Raw genomic sequence first — 20,916 nt, forward strand, 5'->3', positions numbered from 1 at the left:
GTTTCAATGCAACTATCGAACCACTCCGGAACGTCGACCAGACGAGGACTCCGGGATGAGGCCGGCACCGCCGTGGAGCGCGTCCATCAGGACCGCACCGTCGCCGGGCGCTGCCGCAAACAGTGGGGAGAGCACGGAGATGAGTCGGCAGCACACCCGCACCGCCCTGGTCGTCGGTGGCGGCATCGGCGGCCCGATCGCCGCGATGGCCCTGGCCCAGGCGGGAATCGAGGCCACCGTCCACGAGGCCTACAGCACCGTCGCCGACGGGGTCGGCGGCGCACTCAGCCTGGCCCCCAACGGCCTGGACGCACTGGACGCCATCGGGGTCGGCGACGCGGTCCGCCGGATCGGCACCCCCATGACCGGGATGGTCCTGGAGAACTGGAAGCACCGGCCGCTGGCCACCTTCGGCAGCATCCCGGGCATACCTCCGCAGCAGTTCCTGTGGCGGGGGGAGCTCTACCGGACCCTCCATGACGCGGCGCGGCAGCGGGGCATCGCCATCCACCACGGCAAGCGCCTGGTCACCGCCGAGGAGACCGGGGACGGTGTCGTCGCCCGCTTCGCCGACGGCACCACCGCCGAGGCCGATGTACTGATCGGCGCCGACGGGATCCGCTCCACCGTGCGCCGGCTGATCGACCCGCAGGCACCGCAGCCCACCTACCACCGGCTGCTCGGCTTCGGCGGCCGCCTCCCGGACGCAGGACTGCCGTCCACCGGCGGACAGATGCACATGAGCTTCGGCAGACGGGCCTTCTTCGGCTGGATGGTCGACGCGGACGGCAGCGGCGGATGGTTCATCAATCTGCCCTGGGACGAACCCATGTCGGCCTCCGAGGCCACCGCCCGGGGCGCCGCGCACTGGCTGCCGCTGCTGCGCGCCGCCGTCGCCGACGACCGGACCCCGGCCCTGCGGCTGGTGGACCGGCTGGACCCGGCCGATCTGGTGATGACCGGCTCCATGGAGAGCATGGCCCGCGTCCCGCAGTGGAGCCGCGGCCGCCTGGTCATCACCGGTGACGCGGCGCACGCCCCGTCCTCCAGCTCGGGGCAGGGCGCCTCGCTGACCGCGGAGAGCGCCGTCCAACTGGCCCGCTGTCTGCGCGACCTGCCCCACCAGGAGGCCTTCGCCGCCTACGAGGCGCTGCGCCGCACCAGGGTCGAACGGATCATCAAGGCCGCGGCCCGCACCAACTCCGACAAGGCCGCCGGCCCCGTCGCCCGGGTCGTCCGGGATGCGCTGATGCCGATGGCGATGCGGCTGATGAAGCCGGAGAAGCAGTCCTGGCAGTTCACCCACCACATCGACTGGCAGGCGCCGGTCGGCTGACCGGGCGGCCGTTCGGCAGATGTGCCGGAGGGCGGGCGGTGGCGGCCCGCGGCCTGCCACCGCTCGTCAGGACCGGTCGGCTCGCCCGTCCGCCGCCGGGCCCGCCGCAGACCGGCGGGCCCGGACCCGCTGCCGCAGCCCGAGCAGCGCCCCGCCCGCCCCGCGAGGGAGCAGCAGACCGAGGTCGTGCCGGTCCACGGCGCCGAAGCGGTACTTGTACGGTTCGGTGCCGCGCAGGAAGTCGAAGGTCCGCACTCCCCGCCCGGCACAGGCCCGCATCGCCTCGGCGATGACCGCGGTGCCCAGTCGCAGCGGTGCCCACGCCGGGTCCCAGCCGATCTGGTAGTAGGCGAAGGTGTCCCCCCACAGGAAGCCGTAGAGCCCGCCGACCACCTCCCCGCCGGAGGAGGCGACCAGCAGCGCGGGGCCCCGGCCGGGCCCGGAGCCGCCGGCGGACCGCTCCAGCAGCCGATGGTGCAGGGGGCGGCGGGCGGCGTCGAAGGTGGTGGGCCGCCCCAGCGCGGCGCGGCGGAGCAGATGCAGCCGCATCACCTCGTCCAGCAGCTCCGGCCCGGCCTCCCCGGGCGGTACCCAGCGGAAGGACACCCCGGCGGCGGCGAGCTTGCGCCCGTAGCGGCGCACATCGGCCCGGAACTGCCGGGACCCCAGGGCGTCCACCCCGGCGGAGAGGTCCGCGCGGGGGCAGGGGAACCGCTCCACCGTGCGGACGCCGGACGGGAGCAGGCCGGTCTGCCCGGGGTCCACATTGGGCAGCCACAGACTGGCGCCGCGGCCCCGCTGTGCCAGCCACTCCCGGACGTCCGCCCGGCGCCCGGGCAGGGACGGGAGACCGCAGTGGTCCGCCGCCCCCGCCCCGGAGCCCAGCAGGGTGACGCAGGGCGCCGAGACCGGGGCCCGCGGATGCAGCCGCAGCCGGGTGTGCAGCAGCGGGGCCACCGCCTCCACCGCCCCGCCGGGGCCGCGCCACACGGCGACCTCGGCGGCGCCCGGCGGCAGGTCCGCGCCCATGGTCTCCCACCAGGAGAGCACCCAGTCGGGTGTCATGAACCACGACCCGCCCGGGGTCGCGGCGACCAGCGCCCGCCAGCCCTCCTCGACCCCGGCGGGCAGTACCGGTGAACGGTGCACCTCCGGCTGCGGCGCGCCGTCCATGCGTACCTCCATCTCGCCCTGACCCGGCGGGCCGGTCAGGAGCCGCCGCGCAGCCGGTGCACCGCGGGGTGCAGACCCGAGAGGATGGTGTCGAACCGGTGCAGGCTGGTGGCGGCGTTCACCCGCAGCCTGCTGATCCGCAGCGGATCCCTGGGCAGCAGGGCCTCCTGCCGGTGGTCGAAGAGGAAGCCCAGGTGGTAGCCGAGCTCCCGCAGCACCCGGTCGGCCCGGGGGTCGAAGTTGCCGTTGGGGTAGGCGAACGCGGTCGGGGGCTCGCCCAGCCAGCGGTGCAGGGCCTGGTGGGCCCCGACGATCTCGGTGCGCACGGTGGCGTCGTCGCAGCGGTCGAGGCAGGGGTGGTCCATGGTGTGGTTGCCGATCTGCACGCCGCCGGAGCGCAGGGCGGCCAGATCCTCGGGCGACAGCTGGGGCTGCCGCGGCGCCAGGCGGGAGGCGCTCACCCGCATCTCGGCAAGGCTGCGCCGGCGGTCGGGGTCCGGCAGCGCCTTGAGTCTGCGGACGGCCGCCGCCGGTGATCCGCCGGGCGCCAGCGAGCGTGCGGTGCCGCCGTGCCGGGCCAGGAAGGAGGCCTCCTGCCACCAGAACGGCCGGTCGCCGCCGACCATCCCGGTCACCACGAACGCCACCGCCGGGATGCCGCGGCTGGCCAGCACGGGCAGGGCTTCGGTGACGACCGACCGGTCGCCGTCGTCGAAGGTGACCAGGGCGCTGCGCGGCGGCAGCGGCCGGTCCTCCGCGGCGGCCTGCCGGACCTCGTCCAGCGAGACCGGGTTGGCGATCCGCAGCAGCCGGTCCATCTGGGCGGCGAAGCTGCGCGGGTCGTCGATCCCGTGGTAGGCGAGGACCGCCAGCCTCCGTGCGGCGCGGGCCCGGAAGATCGGCTGGGCAGGGCAGTTGCGGAGCAGGGCGTCCAGACGGCGTCTGCGCTGGGCCCTCATCGGGGTGAGGCGCTTGGGCTCCGGTGCGAGGGTTGTGATCATGGAGGTGGATGAACGCGCGGTCGTGTTCGGCTGCGGCACGGGTCCCCCTTCCGACGCCTGGGCGGCGCGGCGGCTCCGCCGGACGGGCAGGATGCCTGCCTGTCCGGCGCTGGTGGTGCGACGGGGTGGACGGCTCCACCCCTGAGGTACGGCAACCCGCGGCAGGGTCCCCCACCCTGACCCGGGGTCGCTCAACGTAGTACAGACCCACACACTCCGTGGATGGTTGTGTCCGGATGGAGATGAATTTCTGCCCGGCGGCGGCAGCGCGAAGGCCGCGCGCGGGCTCATGCGAACCCTCATGCGCTTGCCAGTGCCCCACCCCGGCAGCCGGTATACCGTGTGGTCCATGGAGGATGCGGAGAGCGATCGTGAAGGGGTTCCGACCGGTGCCTCGGCGTCCGGCGCGGCGGCCTCCTCCGAGCGGCCGCTGTGGACCGGCTCGGCGCACAACGGGCACCAGTGGCTGCTCGCCCTGGTGGGCGCGGCCTGTCTGGCCCTGGGTGTCCTGGTTGCGGTCACCGTCCCCGACACCGACGGCCTGGCGGCCTGGGTGATGACGGTGGCCGGCTGCCTGGCCATCGGCATGCTGCTGCTGGCCGGAACCTTGGCTTTCGTGCATGTACGTGTCAAGATTGACCGTGACGCACTGGAGGTGCGCTGCGGCCACATGGGCCTGCCGCGCCGCCGTATCCCACTGACCGAGGTGGTGGATGCCAGCTATCAGCCCTGCACTCCGATGCACTGGGGCGGCTGGGGCTACCGCTACCGCCAGAGCCACGGCGCCGCGGTCGTGGTGCGCAAGGGTCCGGCACTGGTGCTGGAGCTGGGCGGAGGGCGCCGCTTCACGGTCACCGTCGACGACGCCGAAGCGGCCGTCACCGTGCTGAGATCGCTGCTGCCCGCCCGTCCGGGTGCGGTGTAGGGAAGCACACTTATCGGCCGTTCACCGGACGCCTTTGCGCTTCTTTCACATTTTGCGGGCATCAGCCCCACAGTTCCCCCTAGGGTGGTCCCGTTCGGGGATGGGACACCACCACCGGGCAGCGGTGCCGGGGAGGGCACCGCCGCAAAAGGGGGGAACCGTGAGCCGCAGCACTGCGCCGTCGCCGTCCGCCGGCGCCCGCACCCGGGTCAAACAGCAGCTCGCCCGCGCCGCGGGCGGCCGCAGCCCCGCACAGGGCGCCACGCTGCTGATCTACCACCGCGTCGGCGGCGGCTCACCCGATGAGCTGGACGTCTCCACCGCCGACTTCACCGCCCAGATGGACCTGCTGGCCGACCTCCCCGGCACCCCCGTCGTCCCCATCGACGAGGCCGTCGACCGGCTGGAGCGCGGCAACCGGGCCGGTACCGCCGTCCTCACCTTCGACGACGGCTTCGCCGACGTCTACCACCACGCCTGGCCGGTCCTCAGGGAACGCGGCCTGCCCTTCACCGTCTACCTCGCCAGCGGCCACGTCGGCGGTGAGATGCGCTGGGAGGGCTCCACCGCGAAGGCCGCCGGAGCACCCGCCCTCAGCTGGGCCCAGCTCGCCGAGATGGCCGCCGGCGGCCTGTGCACCGTCGCCAACCACACCCGCAGCCACGCCCGGCCCGCCCTGCTGACCACCGCGGAGCTCGACGCCTGCAACGACGACGTCGAGGAGCACCTGGGCACCCGCCCCCAGCACTACGCCTACACCTGGGGCGTCCCGGTGCCGCACATGGAGCCCGCCCTGCGGGCCCGCTTCCGCAGCGCCGCCACCGGCGAGGTCGGCCGCAACCTCCCGGGCGCCGACCCGGTACGGATGCGCCGCGTCCCGGTGCGCCGCACCGACCCGGTCGACTTCTTCCGCGCCAAGCTCACCGGCCGCCTCCTCCCCGAGCGGGCCTATGCACACCTGGTCGCCGCCGCCAAGGCGGTGGGCGCCCGTGCCTGACGCCCTGCGCGGTCCCGGCGGCCGGCCGCTGCGCATAGCCCATCTGACCACCGTCGACATGTCCCTCCACCTGCTCCTCGGCACCGAACTGCGGTACGACGTGGAGAGCGGCTTCGAGACCTACGGGATCAGCGCCCCCGGACCGCACGTCCCCACCATCGAGGCACTCGGCGTCACCCATGTGCCGCTGCCCGCACTCACCCGCTCCTGGAACCCGTGCAGCGACGCCGCCGCCGCCCGGGAGCTGCTGGCCGCACTGCGCCGCATCCGTCCGGACGTCCTGCACACCCACAATCCCAAGACCGGGGTGCTCGGCCGCATCCTGGGCCGCGCCGCCCGGGTGCCCGTGGTGGTCAACACCTGCCACGGCCTGTGGGCCCAGGCCCATGACCCGCTCGCCAAGCGGGCGCTGGTGCTCGGCGCCGAGGCCCTGGCCGGCCGCTTCTCGCACGCCGAGCTCTACCAGAACGCCGAGGACCGGCGCACCCTCGCCCGAGCCGTACCCGCCCGCCGCTCCCGCCTCGTCGGGAACGGCGTCGACCTGGAGCGCTTCACCACCGGAGCGGACCGGGCCGCCGTCCGCGCCCGGATCCGCGCCGCACTCGGGGTCGCCGACGGCGAGCTGCTGGTCGCCGGGGTCGGCCGCCGGGTCGCCGAGAAGGGCATCCGGGAGTACGCAGCCGCCGCCCGCGCGCTGGCCGGAAAGGCACGCTTCACCTGGATCGGCCCCGCCGACCCGGCCAAGTCCGACGCCCTGGCCGGGGCGCTCGACGGGGTGGAGTTCCTCGGCGAGCGCACCGACATGCCCGACGTCTACGCGGCACTGGACGTCTTCGTCCTCCCCTCCTACCGCGAGGGGTTCTCCCGATCCGCGATGGAGGCCGCGGCCTGCGGGCTGCCGATGGTACTGAGCGACATCCGCGGCTGCCGGGAGATCGGCGCCCACGGCGAACACCTGCTGCTCGCCCCGCCGGGCGACCCCGCGGCACTCACCAAGCCGTCGGCCGGCTGCTCACCGACCCCGACCTCCGCGGGCGGCTCGGGGGAGCCGCCCGCGACCGGGCGCACCGGGAGTTCGACCAGCGAGCGGTGGCCCGGGTCTCCGTGCAGACCTATGCCGCCGTCGCCCGGGCCCGCGGCCTGGACTGGTCGGCCGACGTACCGCACAGACAGCACGGCTCACCGCTCCGCGACAGCGCGGAGCCGTCAGGGGGGAAGCACGCATGAAGCGAGGGGGGGACCTGGCGGTCGCCGTGCCGGCCGGGATCATCGCGATCCCGCTGGTACTGCTGATCGCCCTGCTGGTCCGCGCCACCATGGGCGGCCCGGTGGTGTTCCGTCAGATGCGCACCGGACGCGACGGTGTCGAATTCGAGATCCTCAAGTTCCGCACCATGCGGGACCGGCGCTTCCCGGACGAGGAGGACGCACCCCGCATCACCCGCCTCGGCCGGCTGCTCCGCGCCACCAGCCTCGACGAACTGCCCCAACTGTGGAACGTCATCCGCGGTGACATGGGCGTCATCGGCCCCCGGCCCACCCTGCCCGAACAGGTCGTCCACTACTCGCCCCGGCAGCGCGGCCGGCTGGCCGTCCGCCCCGGGCTCACCGGCTGGGCCCAGGTCCAGGGGCGCAACTCCATCAGCTGGCCCGAGCGGATCGAGCTGGACCTCTGGTACATCGAGCACCGCTCGCTCCGGCTGGACCTGCGGATCGTGCTCCGCACGGTCGGCGTGCTGCTGCGGCCCACCGGGATCACCGGTGCGGGCGGCGTCAACCCCGGCTTTCCCGCTCCCACCGAGCCGACCGTGCTGCGCGCGGTGACCACCACCACCCACCACCCCGGCCCGGTGGCGCTGCCTCGCCAGAGCGGCCCGGTCACCCCGCTGGCGGCCCGCCCCCGCTTCCGGCAGCCGGCCGGTGCGGCGGAGGAGGCGTCCTGACCGCACCGCCTGCGCCGGGTCCCCGGACCCGGCGCAGGCGGTCGCCGGACGCATGCACGTCGTCCACGGCACACGCGCCGTCACAGCGATCGGCCTGTGGTGGCGGTCGTGACAGTCGTGCCACGGCACAGTGGATCCGGGTCAGCATCTCCACCGCCCTGCGTGCCAGGTCCGCAAGGCCGCTGAGGTGAGCGACCGCCTCGTCCTCGGCGATCTCTTCGCAGTCCGCACGGCGCAGGCGGGACCACGCTCTCGCAGGGTCGTCCAGCCGGCGGTCCACGGTTGCGAGCGGGTGCTGCGGACGCGCCGAGAGGGCGAACACACAGCAGCCGTCGTTGGTGATCCGCGTCAGCAGCCGGGGCTCGCCGGCCGCCATGAGCCCGCGTGGGCCCGCACCCGCCAGCAGGTTCTCCCACTCGGCCACGGCATCGGCCGGATCACCGCCGCCGCCGGGCAGCGCTTCAAAGGCGCCGCACGTGCCCAGAGCCTTCACCTGCGCGGCTGATGCGTCAGCCGGAGCGATGAAGAACTCCACCCGGCGGTCCATCGGCGCATCATGCCCGGCGTCCTGGCCGCCTGGGCGCCTGGCCGCCTGATCGCCTGGCCGCCGGATCCGCCGGCCCGGACCTACGCAGGAGCAGTACGGGGCTCGCCGGGGCCGGGACCGGAGTCGTCCTCCGTCAGCGGACGGGCCGTGGCCATGCCCAGCAGCAGACCGGCCCCCGCGGTGACCGCGGCGAAACTCAGCACATAGTCGATGGTGGCGTGCACCGCCAGACCGGTCAGCGCCGCCGCGGCCGAGAGAGCCACCGCCGTCGGACGCGGTGAGCGCGACAGCGACCAGAGGGCCCACAGGAAGGCGCAGACCAGCAGGGCCAGCCCGGGCAGGCCCTGTTCGGCGGCCTGCTGAAGTGCCGCCGAGTGCGGCTTGGTGGTGTCCTGGTCGGCCTGGGCGATGGGACTCTGCTCGGCGAAGCGGTCCGGCCCCACGCCGCGCAGCGGATGGTGGCGCGCCTGTTCCAGCGCATCCCCCCACAGGTCCAGCCGGCGCTCCGACAGCTGGGCCGCCGCATGCCGCTGCACCGCCGCCGGGACATCGCCGCGCGCCAGCGCCACCGTGCCGCAGCCGGCCAGCACCGCACAGAGGGCCAGCACCACCAGGAGCGGCCCCCGGCGCCGTGACCGGGCGACCGCACAGGAGACCAGCAGAGTGCCGACCGAGGTGGCGAACGCCGCGGCCGAACCGACCAGCAGGGTCAGCCCGGCGAGGACCGCGCCCAGCGCCAGCAGCACCGTGCGCACCTTGGCGTCCCGTGCCGACCACGCGGCGCAGCAGGCCGCGCCGACCCCCAGCGAGAGCAGCGCACCGTCGGCGTTGCCGTAGTGCAGCGGGGGCGCGAGCGGCCCGCCGGACAACCCGCCGGGTACGGCCGCGACCACCAGCCCCACCGCGGCGGCGGCCGCCGCCGGGGCCACCGTGGGCAGCAGCGCCCCCGCGACCCGCCCGGCCGCGAAGCCGGCCGCGACGGCCAGCAGCGCCAGCAGTACTCCCTCGGGCCGGGCGGCCTCATGGCCGACCGCGGCGGCCAGCGTCCAGCCGGCGCAGCTGGTCAGGACCACCGGGCCCAGGACGTCCGGCCTCGAGGCACGGGGCCGGGACGGCAGTGCGGCACCGGAGACAGCATCAGATCCCGGCATCCCCGCCCCCCTTGAATCCCCCCGCTGCGGACGGACACCGCCGTTGCGCCGCCCGCCCCGGGCACCCGGCCCGGCGTGGTGCGGTACTTCGCCGGCCACCCGGACCTGCCCACACCGTAGTGCCGAAGCAGGCAGGATGTGACCATGTCGCAAAGGATTTCCGCGCCGGATGTACACACCGTCCCGCACCCCGCCCCGGCCCCGGCGGCCGAACGCGGCCCCGGGCTGTGGATCGCGGGAGCCGGGGGAGTGGGCCGGGAGGCCCTGGACACCGCGCTGGCCGCGGGCGTCCGGGTGGCGGGTTTCCTCGACGACCACCTGGCCGGGGGCAGGGTGCGCGGGCTGCCGGTGCTGGCGCCGTCGAGGATCCCGTCCGGTGCCCGCTATCTGGTGGGCATCGCCGACCCCGGGGTGCGGCTGCGGCTGGCGGCGCTGCTGGAGCAGCGCGGTGCCCGGCCGGCCACCCTCATCCACCCCCGGGCGCTGATCGCACCGGAGACCGAACTGGCCGAGGGCTGCCTGGTGCTGGGCGGCGCCTATGTCTCCAGCAGTGTGCGTCTCGGCGCGCACACCCAGGTCCACTACAACGCCACGGTGGGCCATGACGCGGTGCTGGGGGAGCGGGTGACGGTCTATCCGGGCGGCAATGTCTCCGGTTCGGTGCGGCTGGAGGACGGTGCCACCGTGGGCAGCAACGCGGTGGTGCTGCAGGGGCGCACGGTGGGCCCGGGGGCGTTCGTCGGTGCGGCGGCCGTGGTCACCCGGGATGTGCCGGCGGGGACGACGGTGGTGGGCTCCCCGGCGCGTCCGCTGCGCGGACCGGGGAGCGCATAGGCTCCGGGTATGGCGATTCCCGAATTCCTGCGCGATCTGCGCTCCGTGGTGGGTACCCGTCCGCTCTGGCTCTCCGGTGTCACCGCCGTGGTCCTCGACGACCAGGGCCGGGTGCTGCTGGGCCGCCGTGCCGACACCGGCGACTGGTCGGTGATCACCGGCATCCTCGACCCGGGTGAGGAGCCCGCGGACGGTGCCGTCCGCGAGTGCTGGGAGGAGACCGGGGTGGAGGTCGTGCCGGAGCGGATCACCAGTGTGACCGTCTCCCGGATGCTGGAGTACCCCAACGGGGACCGCAGCCAGTATGTGGAGATCACCTTCCTCTGCCGGGCCGTGGGCGGCGAGGCCCGGGTCAACGACGACGAGTCGCTCGAGGTCGGCTGGTTCGCCCCGGACGCCCTGCCGGAGCTGGGGGAGAGCGCCACCCGCCGCCTGACCCATGCCCTGAGCGGCAACCCGGAGGCGCACTTCTCCTTCTCGGGTCTGGACGAGGTCCTGGCCCCGGCCCGGGGCGTCTAGTGCCGCGCGGCGGGGAGCGGTCAGCCGCTCCCCGCCGCGGGCGTTCCCGCACCCGGCGCCGTCCGTCCCCGGACGGCGGGCGCCGGTGCCGGTCGCCCGGAGGGCCTAGGAGCGGAACCACTCCACCGTGTGCTCCAGCCCCTCCCGCAGCAGCACCGGCTGCACCTCGGGGAAGAGCGACCGCAGCCGGGAGTTGTCCGCCTGGGAGTCGCGTACGTCACCGGGGCGCGGCTCGGTGTGCTCCACCTCCAGCGGCCGGCCCAGCACCGACCCCAGCTCGGCGACCAGCTCGGTGAGCGAGGTACGGCTGCCGAAGGCGAGGTTGACCGGGTCGGCGTGGACCACCCGGCGCAGCACCGCGTCGGCCAGCACCCGGGTGACGGTGCCGACATAGGTGAAGTCGCGGGTCTGCCCGCCGTCGCCGTGCACCCGCAGCGGGCGCCCGGCGAGCGCGGCGTCCACGAACGCCGGTACCACCGCGGCATAGGCGTGCCCGGCGGGCTGCAGCGGCCCGAAGACATTGAAGAAGCGGAACGGCAGCACCCCCAGCCCGTAGCAGTGGTGGAACGCCGCAAGGTAGGCCTCGGTGGCCAGCTTGCTCACCGCGTACGGGCTCATCGGCGCCGTGCGCATCGTCTCCCGCTTGGGCAGTTCCCGGTTGGCGCCGTACACCGACGACGAGGACGCCGCCACCACATGGAGGTCGCCGGCCCGGCGGGCGGCCTGGAGCACCTCCAGGGTGCCGGTGGCGTTGGCGTGGTGGCTGGCCACGGGGTCGGCCACCGAGCGCGGCACCGACGGCAGGGCCGCCAGATGCACCACGGCGTCGGCACCGGCGAACGCCTCGTCCAGCAGAGCCGGGTCGAGGACGGTGCCCTCGTGGAAGGCGACGTCCAGACCCGTCAGATTGGCCTTGCGGCCGGTGGACAGGTCGTCGACCACCCTGACCTGTTCCACCTCCGGCCGCTCCAGCAGGGTTCCGGCCAGGTTGGCCCCGATGAACCCGGCCCCGCCGGTGATGACCACGCGCATGGTGTACCCCCCTCTGCGGCCGGCCCGGTTCGTCCCCCGGGGCGGCCGGCTCACCCCGTCGGCGATGGTAGCCCCGGGCCGGCCGCCGACGGGCCGGAAAGCACAGGAAGCGGGTCTCAGCCCTTGCGGAACCGGTAGGCGTCCTCCGCGGCGTCGATGACGGCCGCCAGATCCCCGCCTGCAGAGGCCGTGACCACCGCGGCGATCGCCCCCTCGACGAACGGCGCGTCGGCGAACCGGGTCGGGAACGGCAGCCCGATCTCGTCGGCGTCCGCCAGCAGCGACTTCACCGTCAGCACCGCGCTGCCCAGATCCGACAGCACCACCACGCCCATGCCCTGGTCCACCCGCTTGGCAGCGGCCAGCACCAGTTCGGCACTGGTGCCCAGCCGGCCGTCCGCGGTGCCGCCTGCGGTCCCCACCGGCGCCGGATCCCCCGAACCCAGCAGGGCGATCGCCAGCGCCGCGGTGGCCGAGGCGACCTCCCGGCTGTGCGACACCAGCACCACGCCCACCCGGTCCAGCTCCGCGGGGTGCGCGGTGACCGGAGGCTGCGCGGTGCCGGCGGCCGGACGCGGGCCCGGCCGGCGGGCGGCGCCCGACTGCGCGGACGGTGCCTCACTGATCGGGATCACCTCGGCGCCCCCGTCCTCGGATGCGCTCATCGCGACACCCCCTCCGTCCCGGACGCCCCCCGCGCCGACGCATCGCGCAGACACGCCAGCAGCAGTGCCGAGGAGGTCGCGCCGGGGTCCTGGTGGCCGATGCTGCGCTCGCCCAGATAGCTGGCGCGGCCCTTGCGGGCCAGCAGCGGGACGGTGGCCTCCGCACCCGCCAGCGCCGCGTCCGCCGCCGCGGCCAGTGCCTGCTGTGCGCTGCCGCCCTCGGTCAGCACCCCGGTGTAGGCGTGCGAGGCGGGCAGCAGGGCGTCGACCATGGTCTTGTCGCCCGGTTCGGCCCCGCCCAGCTCCCGTACCGCATTGACGGCCGCCGCCAGTGCCTCGCCCAGCTCGGGCGGTGTCACCTCGTGCGTGTCGCCGAGTGCCTTCCCGGCCCTGCGCAGCGCCGTGCCGTACAGCGGGCCGGAGGCCCCGCCGACGCTGGAGACCAGCGTGCGGCCCACCGAGACCAGCAGCTCCCCGGGGGTCCCGGGAGGATCGGTGCGCACCGCGAGGGCGGCGGCGGTGAAGCCGCGGTCCATGTTGGAGCCGTGGTCGGCGTCGCCGATGGGGGAGTCCAGCTCGGTCAGCCGGGGGCTCTCCCGGTGTACGGCGTCGGCGGCCAGCTCCAGCCAGCGGCGGAAGAAGGCGGTGTCGAGGATGGGCACGGTCGGCATCCGGGTTGTCGCTCCTGCGGTTGTGGGGACGGGAGGGTCAGCGGCCCCAGCGCAGTGCGGGGGTCTGCACCGGGGCGTCCCACAGCCGCAGCAGGGCGTCGTCGGCGCGGCACAGGGTGAGGGAGCAGCCCGCCATGTCCAGGCTGGTGACATAGTCGCCCACCAGGTAGCGGGCGATCGGCACCCCGCGCGCCCGCAGGATCCGGTCCACCTCGGCGCAGAGGATGTACAGCTCCTGCAGCGGGGTGCCGCCCATGCCGTTGACCAGGACCAGCACCGGGCCGCCGGGTGGCAGGTCGGCCAGTACGGCGTCCAGGGAGACCTCCGCGATCTCCGCGGCCGTCATCATCGTCCGCCGCTCCCGGCCCGGTTCGCCGTGGATGCCGATGCCCAGCTCCAGCTGGTCGGCCGGCAGGTCGAAGGTGGGCGAGCCCTTGGCGGGGGTGGTGCAGGCGGTGAGGGCCACCCCGAAGCTGCGGGACGACTCATTGACCCGGCGCGCCGTCGCGGCGACCTGGTCCAGCGGCGCCCCGGACTCGGCGAGCGCCCCCGCGAGCTTCTCCACGAAGAGCGTGGCACCGGTGCCCCGCCGCCCCGCGGTGTACAGGCTGTCGGTGACGGCCACGTCGTCGTCCACCACCACCTGCCGCACCTCCACGCCGGCGTCCTCGCAGAGCTCCGCGGCCAGCCGGAAGTTGAGCACATCGCCGGTGTAGTTCTTCACGATATGGAGCACACCCGCACCGCCGTCCACCGCCTGGGAGGCGGACGCCATCTGGTCGGGCACCGGGGAGGTGAAGATCTCGCCGGGGCAGGCCGCGTCCAGCATGCCGAAGCCGACGAAGCCCGCGTGCAGCGGCTCATGTCCGGTGCCGCCGCCCGAGACCAGGCCGACCTTGCCGATCCGCGGGGCGTCCCGGCGCACCACGGTCCTGGCCTCGACATCCACCGCCAGCTCCGGATGGGCGGCCGCCAGACCGCGCAGCGCATCGGGGACCACCTGATCGGGGGCGTTGATCAGCTTCTTCATCGCCGCTTCCTCCCGTTCCACCGAGCGCAGCCCACCGGCCGGCGGGACCACGGCGACCGCTGCTGCCACTGTCGCAAACCGGAGCCCGCTGCGGAACGACCCCGACGGGCCCGGCTCCCGGCGTGTCCGCGCCGTACCGGGTGTGCAACCGGGGCAAACGCCTGCTGGCGGCCTGCCCCGCTGGCTACGCTGGCTCACGGACGACGGCGGGAGGAGCGCAGGCGTGTCAGGCGAAAGCACCAGCGTGGACATCGGTGGACCCGAGGTCCTCGCGGATGGACGAAAGCCGCAGATCGACCTCAGCGGAGCGGAGTGGCTCTCCAGCAGCCAGGGGATCGGGGATGTGCAGATCGCCTTTGTGGAGGGCTATATCGCGATGCGCGACGGCACGCAGCCGGACGGTCCGTCGCTGATCTTCACCCCGGGCGAGTGGCGGGCCTTTGTGCTCGGCGCGCGGGACGGCGAGTTCGACCTCACCTGACCGCGGCGCAGCGTGCACGGTCGGCCGTCCGCCGCGGCGGACGGCCGACCGTGCACGTCCCCGGCGGATCTCCGGCGCCGCCGCCCGGGCCCCGGGCCGGCTCCCGACGGCGGACGACCACGTGAGGACGGCTGCGCGGCCCGCGCCGGCCGCCCCGTACGATGTCCCCATGCCGTTTCTCCGCCGCCGCTCCGGCACCCCCGCGGGCCCTGACTTCGATGTGCTCGCGATGGACCCCGGTGACTGGCCCGGCCACTTCGGCGCCGCCATCCTGGCCGGCGCCGACGGGTCCTGCCAGGGGATCTTCCTGCGCTACGACCTCTTCGGCGGCCGCGGCCCCGCGATGCTGATCGGCAATCTGCCGGAGGGCTCCCCGGCCCGGGAGCCGGAGGACGGCGTGCCCTTCGAGGTACGGCAGTTGCTCGCCGCCCTGGAGAACGACGAGCCGGTGACCGTCGTCTCCAGCGAGGACTTCCCGGTGCTGCTCGGCGACGACCTGCTGATCGTGAAGAAGGTCAAGGTCAGCGAGGAGCGGGTGACCTGCGCCCAGTTCGGCCGCAGCGACGGCGTCCAGGTGACCATCGCCTCCTGGGACCGCCCGATCTCCGACGACCTCTACCAGCTGCTCAAGCCGCTGCCGGCCGATATGTTCCAGCAGGGCTGAGCGCCCGTACGCCCCGCCGCGCGGCCCGCCCTGTGGCGGGCCGCGGCCGTGTCCGGCCCGCCGCCCCCCGGGGCGCGGTTGACGCCGCCGAAGCCCCGTTCGTAGATTCGCCCCATGCCTTGCCGTCCGCTGCTGACCCGTCGCAGCCATGTCGACCTCCGGCGGACCGCCAGCGCTGTCTGTAGCGGCGCCGTGCGCATGCCGGCGGCGGCGATCCGCGCCGCCGCGCGCCGCACGGCCTGACACCTCCGCCGAACCTTCCGCGCCTCCGCGTGCCCGTCCCGCTTCCGCTGTCCCGGGTAGCCGTGCACCGCAGGTCCGCCCGCCGCGCGCAGCGCCGCCGCCACCGTTCCGGAGAACCGCTCATGACGACCCTTCAGCACCGCGGCCCCGCCACCGTCGCCGCCGCCATGGCCGCGCTGCCGCGCGTGGTCGACCTGCTGGCCGCCCGCGCGGACGAGCTGGACCGCGAGGGCACCTTCCCCTACCAGGGCATCGAGGCCGTGCACGAGGCCGGGCTGCTCACCCTCACCGTCGGCGCCCGCTACGGCGGGACGGCGGCCGGCCTCGCCGACACCGTCAGGGTGCTCGGCGAACTCGGCCGGGGTGACGCCTCGGTGGCGCTGGTCGCCGCCGGTACGCTGCTCCACCACGCGGCCCAGGCCCACCACGGCGTCTGGCCGGAGCGCCTCTACCGGGCGCTGCTGGAGGAGTCCCGCCGCGGGCCGGCACTGGCCGCGACCCTGCGGGCGGAGCCTGCGGGCGACCCCTCGGGCCCGGCCGGAACGCCCGCGACCGTCGCCCGGCGTACTGAGGGCGGCTGGCTGCTGCGCGGTCGCAAGACCCGCTGCACCGGCGCCGAGGCGCTCTCCTGGATGGCGGTCCCGGCCCGTACCGACGAGGTCGAACCCCAGGTCGGCACCTTTCTGGTCCGCGGTGACGCCCCCGGTATCGAGATCGACCCCACCTGGGACCATCTGGGACTGCGGGCCAGCGTCGGCCACGATGTACTGCTGAACGACGTGCTGGTGCCCGAGCGGGCCGTCGTAGGCCTGCACGACCCCGCTCGCCGGCCGGCCCCCGGGCCGGCAGCAACTGGGCCGGCACCAACTGGGCCGGCAGCAACTGGGCCGGCACCAACTGGGCCGGCAGCAACTGGGCCGGAAGGGCCCGAGGCGGTCGCCATGGCCTGGAGGAATCTGGCCCTGCCCGCCGTACAGCTGGGCGTCGCCCGAGCCGCCCGCGACTGGCTGGTGGCCGCTGTGCACCGCCGGGCCGTGCCCGCCACGCCCGGCCGCCACACGGCCCTCGGCGAGATCGAGACCCGGCTGACCTGCGCCGAGGAGCTGCTCGCCGCGCTCGCCCACCGGATCGACCAGGGCGATCCGGCCGCCGTCCCCCGCACCGGCCCGGCCGGACTGCTCGCCGTACGCGCCGCGGTCTCCACCGTGGAGCAGGCCGTCGCACTGGCCGGCGACCACGGTCTGAGCCGCGCCAATCCGCTGGAGCGGCACCACCGCGACATCCTGTGCGGACGGACCCACTGCCCGCAGGAGGACGCCGTGCTCACCGAGGCAGGACGCGCCGCCCTGGCCGGGGCGGCACCCCGCTGACCCGGCGTCGAGCCGGGGCTCAGCGGGTCCCCACCGCGGCCCGCACCGCACGGCGGGCCAGCGAGGCGTCGTCGTGCAGCCGCCGGATCAGGATGCGCTGCTCCTCGCCGGCGCCGGGCACGTCGTACCTGCGCAGCTCCCGCATCAGCACCAGGATCAGGTTGACCAGGAAGGCGTCGCGCAGCACCGTGCCGGACGCCTGCGCCAGCTGGCTGATCTGCCGGCGTGCCGCGGTGTCGCCGGAGAGGACGCTCCAGAGCACCGCGAGGTCGTAGCCGGGCAGGTACCAGCCGGCGCGCTCCCAGTCGACCAGTACCGGCCCCGAGGGCGCCAGCAGCACATTGGACAGCAGCGCGTCGCCGTGGCAGAACTGCGCCGGGGTGTGCGCCAGGCCGTGCAGCAGCTGCTGCAGATCACCGGTGTCCCGGTCGGTCAGCAGGCCCAGGGCGTGGTAGCGGGCGATCTCCGTGGGGTAGTCCAGCGGGGCGTGGAAGCCGGACGGCGGCCGCCACAGGTTGAGCGCCCGGATCGACCCCAGCACCGCGCGCACCTCGCCCGGGGTGGGCGCGTCGCCCGGGTGCCGCTCCCGGGCGGCCGGGCGGCCCGGCACCCGCTCCAGCAGCAGCACACAGCGGTCCGGATCGGCCGCCACCAGCTTGGGCAGCCGTACCGGGGGCCGCAGCCGCACAAAGGCCCGGTAGCAGGCCACCTCATGGCGGAAGCTCTCCACCCAGCGCAGCTCCTCCGGGCCGCGCCGGACGGTCGGCGTCAGGCACTTGGCCACCACCGGGGTACGCCCGACGGTGCCCGCCACCAGGACATGACGGCTGTCCTCGCGGATCAGCTGACGCGGGGTGAACGAGGGACATATCCGCGTCACATGGGCCATCGCCGCCCGCACCAGCGGGGTCTGCAGTGCGGCGGTGTCCGGTCGCCCGGGGCCCGGCTGCGGAAGCCGGCCGCGCAGCGCCGGATCGCCGGCCGGGCGGGGCAGCAGGGCGGTGCCCGCCGGTGCGACGGAACGCCGGGGGACCATGGGGGAGCGGGTGTCGAGGGAATGTCCGGTGTGGACCGGAGCGGACGGCGCGCCCACGGGTCGGCGGCGCAGCGCGGCCGGGGCGTGCAGTGCGGTGGGGGACTGCGCGACAAGGGACGGGGCGGTGGCTGACGGATACATGGGGGCGGGTGGGTCCCTTCCTGTCCTGCCTGGCGGCTGACCGCCGGTCGGCGGGTACCGGCCGAGGGTTGCGGCCCGGGGAGTGGCGGACGGGGTGGCGGGCGGGCGCCGTGCACGGAACGGGGCGGACCCCGCCCGGCGGTGCCTCCGCACCCCTGGGGAAGTGCGGCGGTCCACCGGGGAACTGCCGTGCGCGGCGCCCTCGCGCCACCCTCTGCGCCACTCCCTCCCGCGAGGACCGGGAGCCCGCCGCCACTGTGGCGAAGTGCCCTGGTGGCGGCGGTTCCCGACGGGGGGTCGGGTGGCGCATGTCTACATCACACCGGGTGTCGGGTGGCACACCATCTGGCGGACCCTGGCGAACCCTGGCGAATGGTCGCGGGGCACATGACAGGCCGTTAATGTCGAAGGTGCCGAGGAACCTGGGGGCTTGACGTGAGCAGAGAACCCAACACCCGACTGGCCGACCTCTTCGCCCTGACCGGATGGTCCAAGGGCGAGCTGGCGCGGATGGTCAACCGGCGTGGTGCCGCACTGGGCCAGCAGCAGCTGTCCACCGACACCTCGCGGGTGCGGCGCTGGATCGAGCAGGGAGAGATCCCCCGTGATCCGGTGCCCAGGGTGCTGGCCGCACTGTTCACCGAGCGGCTCGGCCGTGTCGTCACCACAGAGGACCTCGGTCTGGAACGGCACCGGCGCAGCAGAGCAGGCACATCGGACACTGGAATGCCCTGGAAGCCGGAGCAGACGGCCGCGGTCCTCACCGAGTTCACGGGAATGGACCTCATGCTCAACCGACGCGGTCTGATGGGAGCTGGCGCGGCACTCGCGGCAGGCTCCGTCATCGCCGACTCACTCCACGACTGGCTCAGTGCCCCCACCGCCCCCGGATCCGCCGGCACCCCCAGAACCGTCATCCCGGTCGCCGAGTCCTCACTGGACCTCTATGAAGCAGGCCCCGTCGGCACCGACGAGGTGGTGGCGCTGGAACGCTCGGTGGAGGTGTTCCGCGCCTGGGACGCCTCCCGCGGCGGGGGCCTCCAGCGCAAGGCCGTGGTCGGCCAGCTCAACGAGGTCGGCGGAATGCTGACGTACGGTCACCCGCGCGACCTGGAGCGGAGACTGTGGATCGTCGCCGCCAATCTCGCGGTGCTGGCCGGCTGGATGTCGCACGACGTGGGCCTGGAGCCGACCGCCCAGAAGTACTTCGTCATCGCCGTGCATGCCGCGCGGGAGGCCGGTGACCGGCCCCGGGCGGGGGAGGCGCTCTCCCGCGCCGCGCGCCAGATGGTGCACCTCGGCCGGGCCGACGACGCACTGGACCTGATGCGGCTGGCCAAGGCGGGCACCGGGGAGGAGACGCTGCCCCGCACCCGGGCGATGCTCCAGACCATCGAGGCCTGGGCGCAGGCCTCGCTCGGCCGCTCCCAGGCGACCCGCAGGGTGCTCGGTGAGGCCGAGGAGCTCTTTGTCGCCGACACCGGCGAGGCCGGGCCCAGCTGGATGCAACTGTTCACCGAGGCCGAACTGCACGGGATGGAGGCCCTGGTCTACCGCACCCTGGCGGACCACGACCCCAAGGCGGCCGCGCTCGCCCAGCGGCACGCCCGGCTGGCCCTCGACCTCCGTGCGGAGCAGGGTTTCGAGCGCTCCAATGTCTTCGACCACCTCTCGCTGGCTTCGGCGTGCTGGATCGCCGGGCAGCCGGACGAGGCCCAGGTGCAGGCCAAGCTGGCGCTGGCGCTGATCCGCGACACCTCCTCGCACCGCACCTGGGACCGGTTGCGCGAGATGTACCGGCTGACCCAGCGCTACAAGGGCCTGCCGGAGGTTGCCGACCTGCGGGAGCAGATCCGGTTGGCGGTACCGCAGCAGCGGCGGCAGATCGTGTGAGACGCCGGCCCGAGGGCCCGGCACGGCCCGCCGGACACCGGCGGCCGTCTCAGTGGACCCGCAGTGCCAGCAGTCCGGCGCCGGACGCCGAGGGCGCCACCGGCCCGGAGTCCGCCCCGGTCAGCAGGTCGAACGCCAGGTCGGCGCAGTCGGCCGCGCCGGCAGCCGAGGCGATCCGCCCGGCGGCGCGGTCCAGGGCAGGTCCGGCCTCCGCGGAAAGGTCCGCGCCGGTCAGGCAGAGCACCACATCGCCGGGCCGCAGCGCCATGCGCTGCTGGGCGATGTACGGTTCCGGCACGGTACCCGGCGCATCGCCGGGTCCGCCGGTCGATCCGGCCCGGCGGACATCCCCGTCGCGGACCAGCAGCGGGCCCGGTCCGCCCGTCTGCGCCCAGACCAGCTCCGGCCGTGTCCCCGGCTCGCAGCGGCAGCAGAGCACCGAGGCGGGTGAGGCGGTTCCGCACTGCCGCAGCAGCCCGTCCAGCAGCCGCAGCATCCGGGCAGGACCGGCTTCGGCCAGTGCCATCCCGCGCAGCGCGTCGCGCAGCATCGCGGGCTCGGCTGCGCCGGCCGGACCGCCGGATGCGACCGAGCCGAGCGTCAGCAGCAGTCCGCCGTCGGGCAGCCGCAGGGTGTCGCACCAGCCCGCCGAGGCGTTCGCCGGTCCGCGCGCCGCCGCCTCCAGGGCGACCTCGGCCGTGGGCTCCGCGGCCGACGGGGAAGCCGGCGCGGCGTCGGCCGGCGACGTACCGGAGGGTGACGTACGGGAGGGTGACGTACGGGAGGGTGCCGGGCCGGCCGGTGACGGGCCGCGGCGCTCACTGACGTCCCGCAGCGACAGCCACAGCGACTCGGCGTGGCCGTCCGCGCCGATCACCGGCTCGCCGGTGCAGTGCACCGTCCGTACGGCGCCGTCCGGGCGCACCAGGCGGAACTCGCCGGCCAGCGGGCGCCCGTCGACCAGGGCCGCGGTGACCATGCCCTGCAGCGGCAGCTGGTCGTCGGGCAGCAGATGGGCCGGGAGCTGGTCCAGGGTGAGGGCGCCGGAGGAGCGGTCGCGGCCGAAGATCTCGAAGACCTCCGGGGACCAGTACACCTCGTCGGTGGTGAGGTTCCACTCGGCGACGCCCGACCCGGGTGACCCGCCCGGCGGCGCCAGGGAACCCGGCGTGTCCCGGGGGACGGTCTGCCGGTCCTGGTGCGCTGCGGGGTGCATGGCGGTTCCCACGGGTCGAGGGGACATATGGGGCTGTCACGACTGTTG

General features: G+C 74.8%; 20 protein-coding genes and 1 pseudogene. 12 read left to right on the forward strand and 9 right to left on the reverse strand.

What is annotated here, in order from left to right:
- Positions 1-139 precede the first annotated feature (139 nt).
- Positions 140-1,336, forward strand: a complete 1,197-nt coding sequence (locus AB0761_RS31365; protein ID WP_377272552.1) for an FAD-dependent oxidoreductase — start codon at positions 140-142, stop codon at positions 1,334-1,336.
- A gap of 66 nt (positions 1,337-1,402) precedes the next feature.
- Here the strand turns inward: AB0761_RS31365 and AB0761_RS31370 are convergent, their stop codons facing one another.
- Both AB0761_RS31370 and AB0761_RS31375 read right to left on the reverse strand, forming a co-directional pair.
- Positions 1,403-2,509 carry a GNAT family N-acetyltransferase gene (locus tag AB0761_RS31370; RefSeq protein ID WP_377272553.1) on the reverse strand — a complete coding sequence of 369 codons (1,107 nt, stop codon included), beginning with the start codon at positions 2,507-2,509 and terminating at the stop codon, positions 1,403-1,405.
- Positions 2,510-2,544: 35 nt separating this feature from the next.
- Positions 2,545-3,510 (reverse strand): polysaccharide deacetylase family protein, encoded by a 966-nt coding sequence (locus AB0761_RS31375; RefSeq protein WP_377272554.1) that lies wholly within the window; start codon positions 3,508-3,510, stop codon positions 2,545-2,547.
- A gap of 349 nt (positions 3,511-3,859) precedes the next feature.
- On the opposite strand from AB0761_RS31375, the gene AB0761_RS31380 reads away from it, so the two are divergent.
- From AB0761_RS31380 to AB0761_RS31395, 4 genes and pseudogenes are all read left to right on the forward strand, one after another.
- On the forward strand, positions 3,860-4,435 hold the full coding sequence (locus AB0761_RS31380) for a hypothetical protein (protein ID WP_377272555.1): 576 nt from the start codon (positions 3,860-3,862) through the stop codon (positions 4,433-4,435).
- Between the two features lie 160 nt (positions 4,436-4,595).
- Complete coding sequence (locus AB0761_RS31385; RefSeq protein WP_377272556.1) at positions 4,596-5,432, forward strand: polysaccharide deacetylase family protein; 837 nt, start codon at positions 4,596-4,598, stop codon at positions 5,430-5,432.
- A gap of 58 nt (positions 5,433-5,490) precedes the next feature.
- A pseudogene (locus AB0761_RS31390) lies at positions 5,491-6,366 on the forward strand (glycosyltransferase); the annotation flags it as partial.
- 289 nt (positions 6,367-6,655) lie between these two features.
- Complete coding sequence (locus AB0761_RS31395; RefSeq protein WP_377272557.1) at positions 6,656-7,375, forward strand: sugar transferase; 720 nt, start codon at positions 6,656-6,658, stop codon at positions 7,373-7,375.
- Between the two features lie 627 nt (positions 7,376-8,002).
- Here the strand turns inward: AB0761_RS31395 and AB0761_RS31400 are convergent.
- The gene (locus tag AB0761_RS31400) at positions 8,003-9,073 is read right to left on the reverse strand and encodes an O-antigen ligase family protein (RefSeq protein WP_377272558.1); all 1,071 of its coding nucleotides are present in this window, start codon (positions 9,071-9,073) and stop codon (positions 8,003-8,005) included.
- Between the two features lie 144 nt (positions 9,074-9,217).
- On the opposite strand from AB0761_RS31400, the gene AB0761_RS31405 reads away from it, so the two are divergent.
- Positions 9,218-9,907 carry an acetyltransferase gene (locus tag AB0761_RS31405; protein ID WP_377272559.1) on the forward strand — a complete coding sequence of 230 codons (690 nt, stop codon included), beginning with the start codon at positions 9,218-9,220 and terminating at the stop codon, positions 9,905-9,907.
- A 9-nt stretch (positions 9,908-9,916) separates the two neighbouring features.
- Positions 9,917-10,426 carry an NUDIX domain-containing protein gene (locus AB0761_RS31410; protein WP_377272560.1) on the forward strand — a complete coding sequence of 170 codons (510 nt, stop codon included), beginning with the start codon at positions 9,917-9,919 and terminating at the stop codon, positions 10,424-10,426.
- Between the two features lie 105 nt (positions 10,427-10,531).
- Here AB0761_RS31410 and AB0761_RS31415 read toward each other — a convergent pair whose 3' ends face one another.
- From AB0761_RS31415 to dhaK, 4 genes are all read right to left on the reverse strand, one after another.
- A complete protein-coding gene (locus AB0761_RS31415; protein ID WP_377272561.1) occupies positions 10,532-11,458 on the reverse strand; it encodes an NAD-dependent epimerase/dehydratase family protein in 927 nt (308 codons plus the stop codon).
- Positions 11,459-11,574: 116 nt separating this feature from the next.
- Positions 11,575-11,982: a PTS-dependent dihydroxyacetone kinase phosphotransferase subunit DhaM gene (locus AB0761_RS31420; RefSeq protein WP_377274425.1), complete on the reverse strand. Its 408-nt coding sequence runs from the start codon at positions 11,980-11,982 to the stop codon at positions 11,575-11,577.
- 137 nt (positions 11,983-12,119) lie between these two features.
- Positions 12,120-12,794, reverse strand: coding sequence for a dihydroxyacetone kinase subunit DhaL (dhaL, locus tag AB0761_RS31425; protein ID WP_377272562.1), 675 nt, complete (start codon positions 12,792-12,794; stop codon positions 12,120-12,122).
- A gap of 37 nt (positions 12,795-12,831) precedes the next feature.
- Positions 12,832-13,824: a dihydroxyacetone kinase subunit DhaK gene (dhaK, locus tag AB0761_RS31430; protein WP_377272563.1), complete on the reverse strand. Its 993-nt coding sequence runs from the start codon at positions 13,822-13,824 to the stop codon at positions 12,832-12,834.
- A gap of 223 nt (positions 13,825-14,047) precedes the next feature.
- Here dhaK and AB0761_RS31435 point away from each other — a divergent pair, with 223 nt between their 5' ends.
- The 4 genes from AB0761_RS31435 to AB0761_RS31450 all read left to right on the forward strand — a co-directional run bounded on the left by AB0761_RS31435 (position 14,048) and on the right by AB0761_RS31450 (position 16,582).
- Entirely contained in the window at positions 14,048-14,305 is a 258-nt protein-coding gene (locus AB0761_RS31435; RefSeq protein ID WP_377272564.1) for a DUF397 domain-containing protein, read from the forward strand.
- A gap of 169 nt (positions 14,306-14,474) precedes the next feature.
- Positions 14,475-14,969 (forward strand): hypothetical protein, encoded by a 495-nt coding sequence (locus AB0761_RS31440; RefSeq protein WP_377272565.1) that lies wholly within the window; start codon positions 14,475-14,477, stop codon positions 14,967-14,969.
- 114 nt (positions 14,970-15,083) lie between these two features.
- Positions 15,084-15,212: a putative leader peptide gene (locus tag AB0761_RS31445; RefSeq protein WP_377272566.1), complete on the forward strand. Its 129-nt coding sequence runs from the start codon at positions 15,084-15,086 to the stop codon at positions 15,210-15,212.
- A gap of 122 nt (positions 15,213-15,334) precedes the next feature.
- Positions 15,335-16,582 (forward strand): acyl-CoA dehydrogenase family protein, encoded by a 1,248-nt coding sequence (locus tag AB0761_RS31450; protein ID WP_377272567.1) that lies wholly within the window; start codon positions 15,335-15,337, stop codon positions 16,580-16,582.
- A gap of 19 nt (positions 16,583-16,601) precedes the next feature.
- On the opposite strand, the gene AB0761_RS31455 is transcribed toward AB0761_RS31450, so the two are convergent.
- Positions 16,602-17,618, reverse strand: coding sequence for a phosphotransferase (locus tag AB0761_RS31455; RefSeq protein ID WP_377274427.1), 1,017 nt, complete (start codon positions 17,616-17,618; stop codon positions 16,602-16,604).
- A gap of 576 nt (positions 17,619-18,194) precedes the next feature.
- On the opposite strand from AB0761_RS31455, the gene AB0761_RS31460 reads away from it, so the two are divergent.
- The gene (locus tag AB0761_RS31460; protein WP_377272568.1) at positions 18,195-19,652 is read left to right on the forward strand and encodes a hypothetical protein; all 1,458 of its coding nucleotides are present in this window, start codon (positions 18,195-18,197) and stop codon (positions 19,650-19,652) included.
- A 49-nt stretch (positions 19,653-19,701) separates the two neighbouring features.
- Here AB0761_RS31460 and AB0761_RS31465 read toward each other — a convergent pair whose 3' ends face one another.
- Positions 19,702-20,880 carry a SpoIIE family protein phosphatase gene (locus AB0761_RS31465; RefSeq protein WP_377272569.1) on the reverse strand — a complete coding sequence of 393 codons (1,179 nt, stop codon included), beginning with the start codon at positions 20,878-20,880 and terminating at the stop codon, positions 19,702-19,704.
- Positions 20,881-20,916 lie beyond the last annotated feature (36 nt).

Origin of the sequence: Peterkaempfera podocarpi (genome assembly GCF_042466665.1) — a bacterium.
In the GTDB taxonomy this organism is placed as follows: Bacteria; Actinomycetota; Actinomycetes; order Streptomycetales; family Streptomycetaceae; genus Peterkaempfera; species Peterkaempfera podocarpi.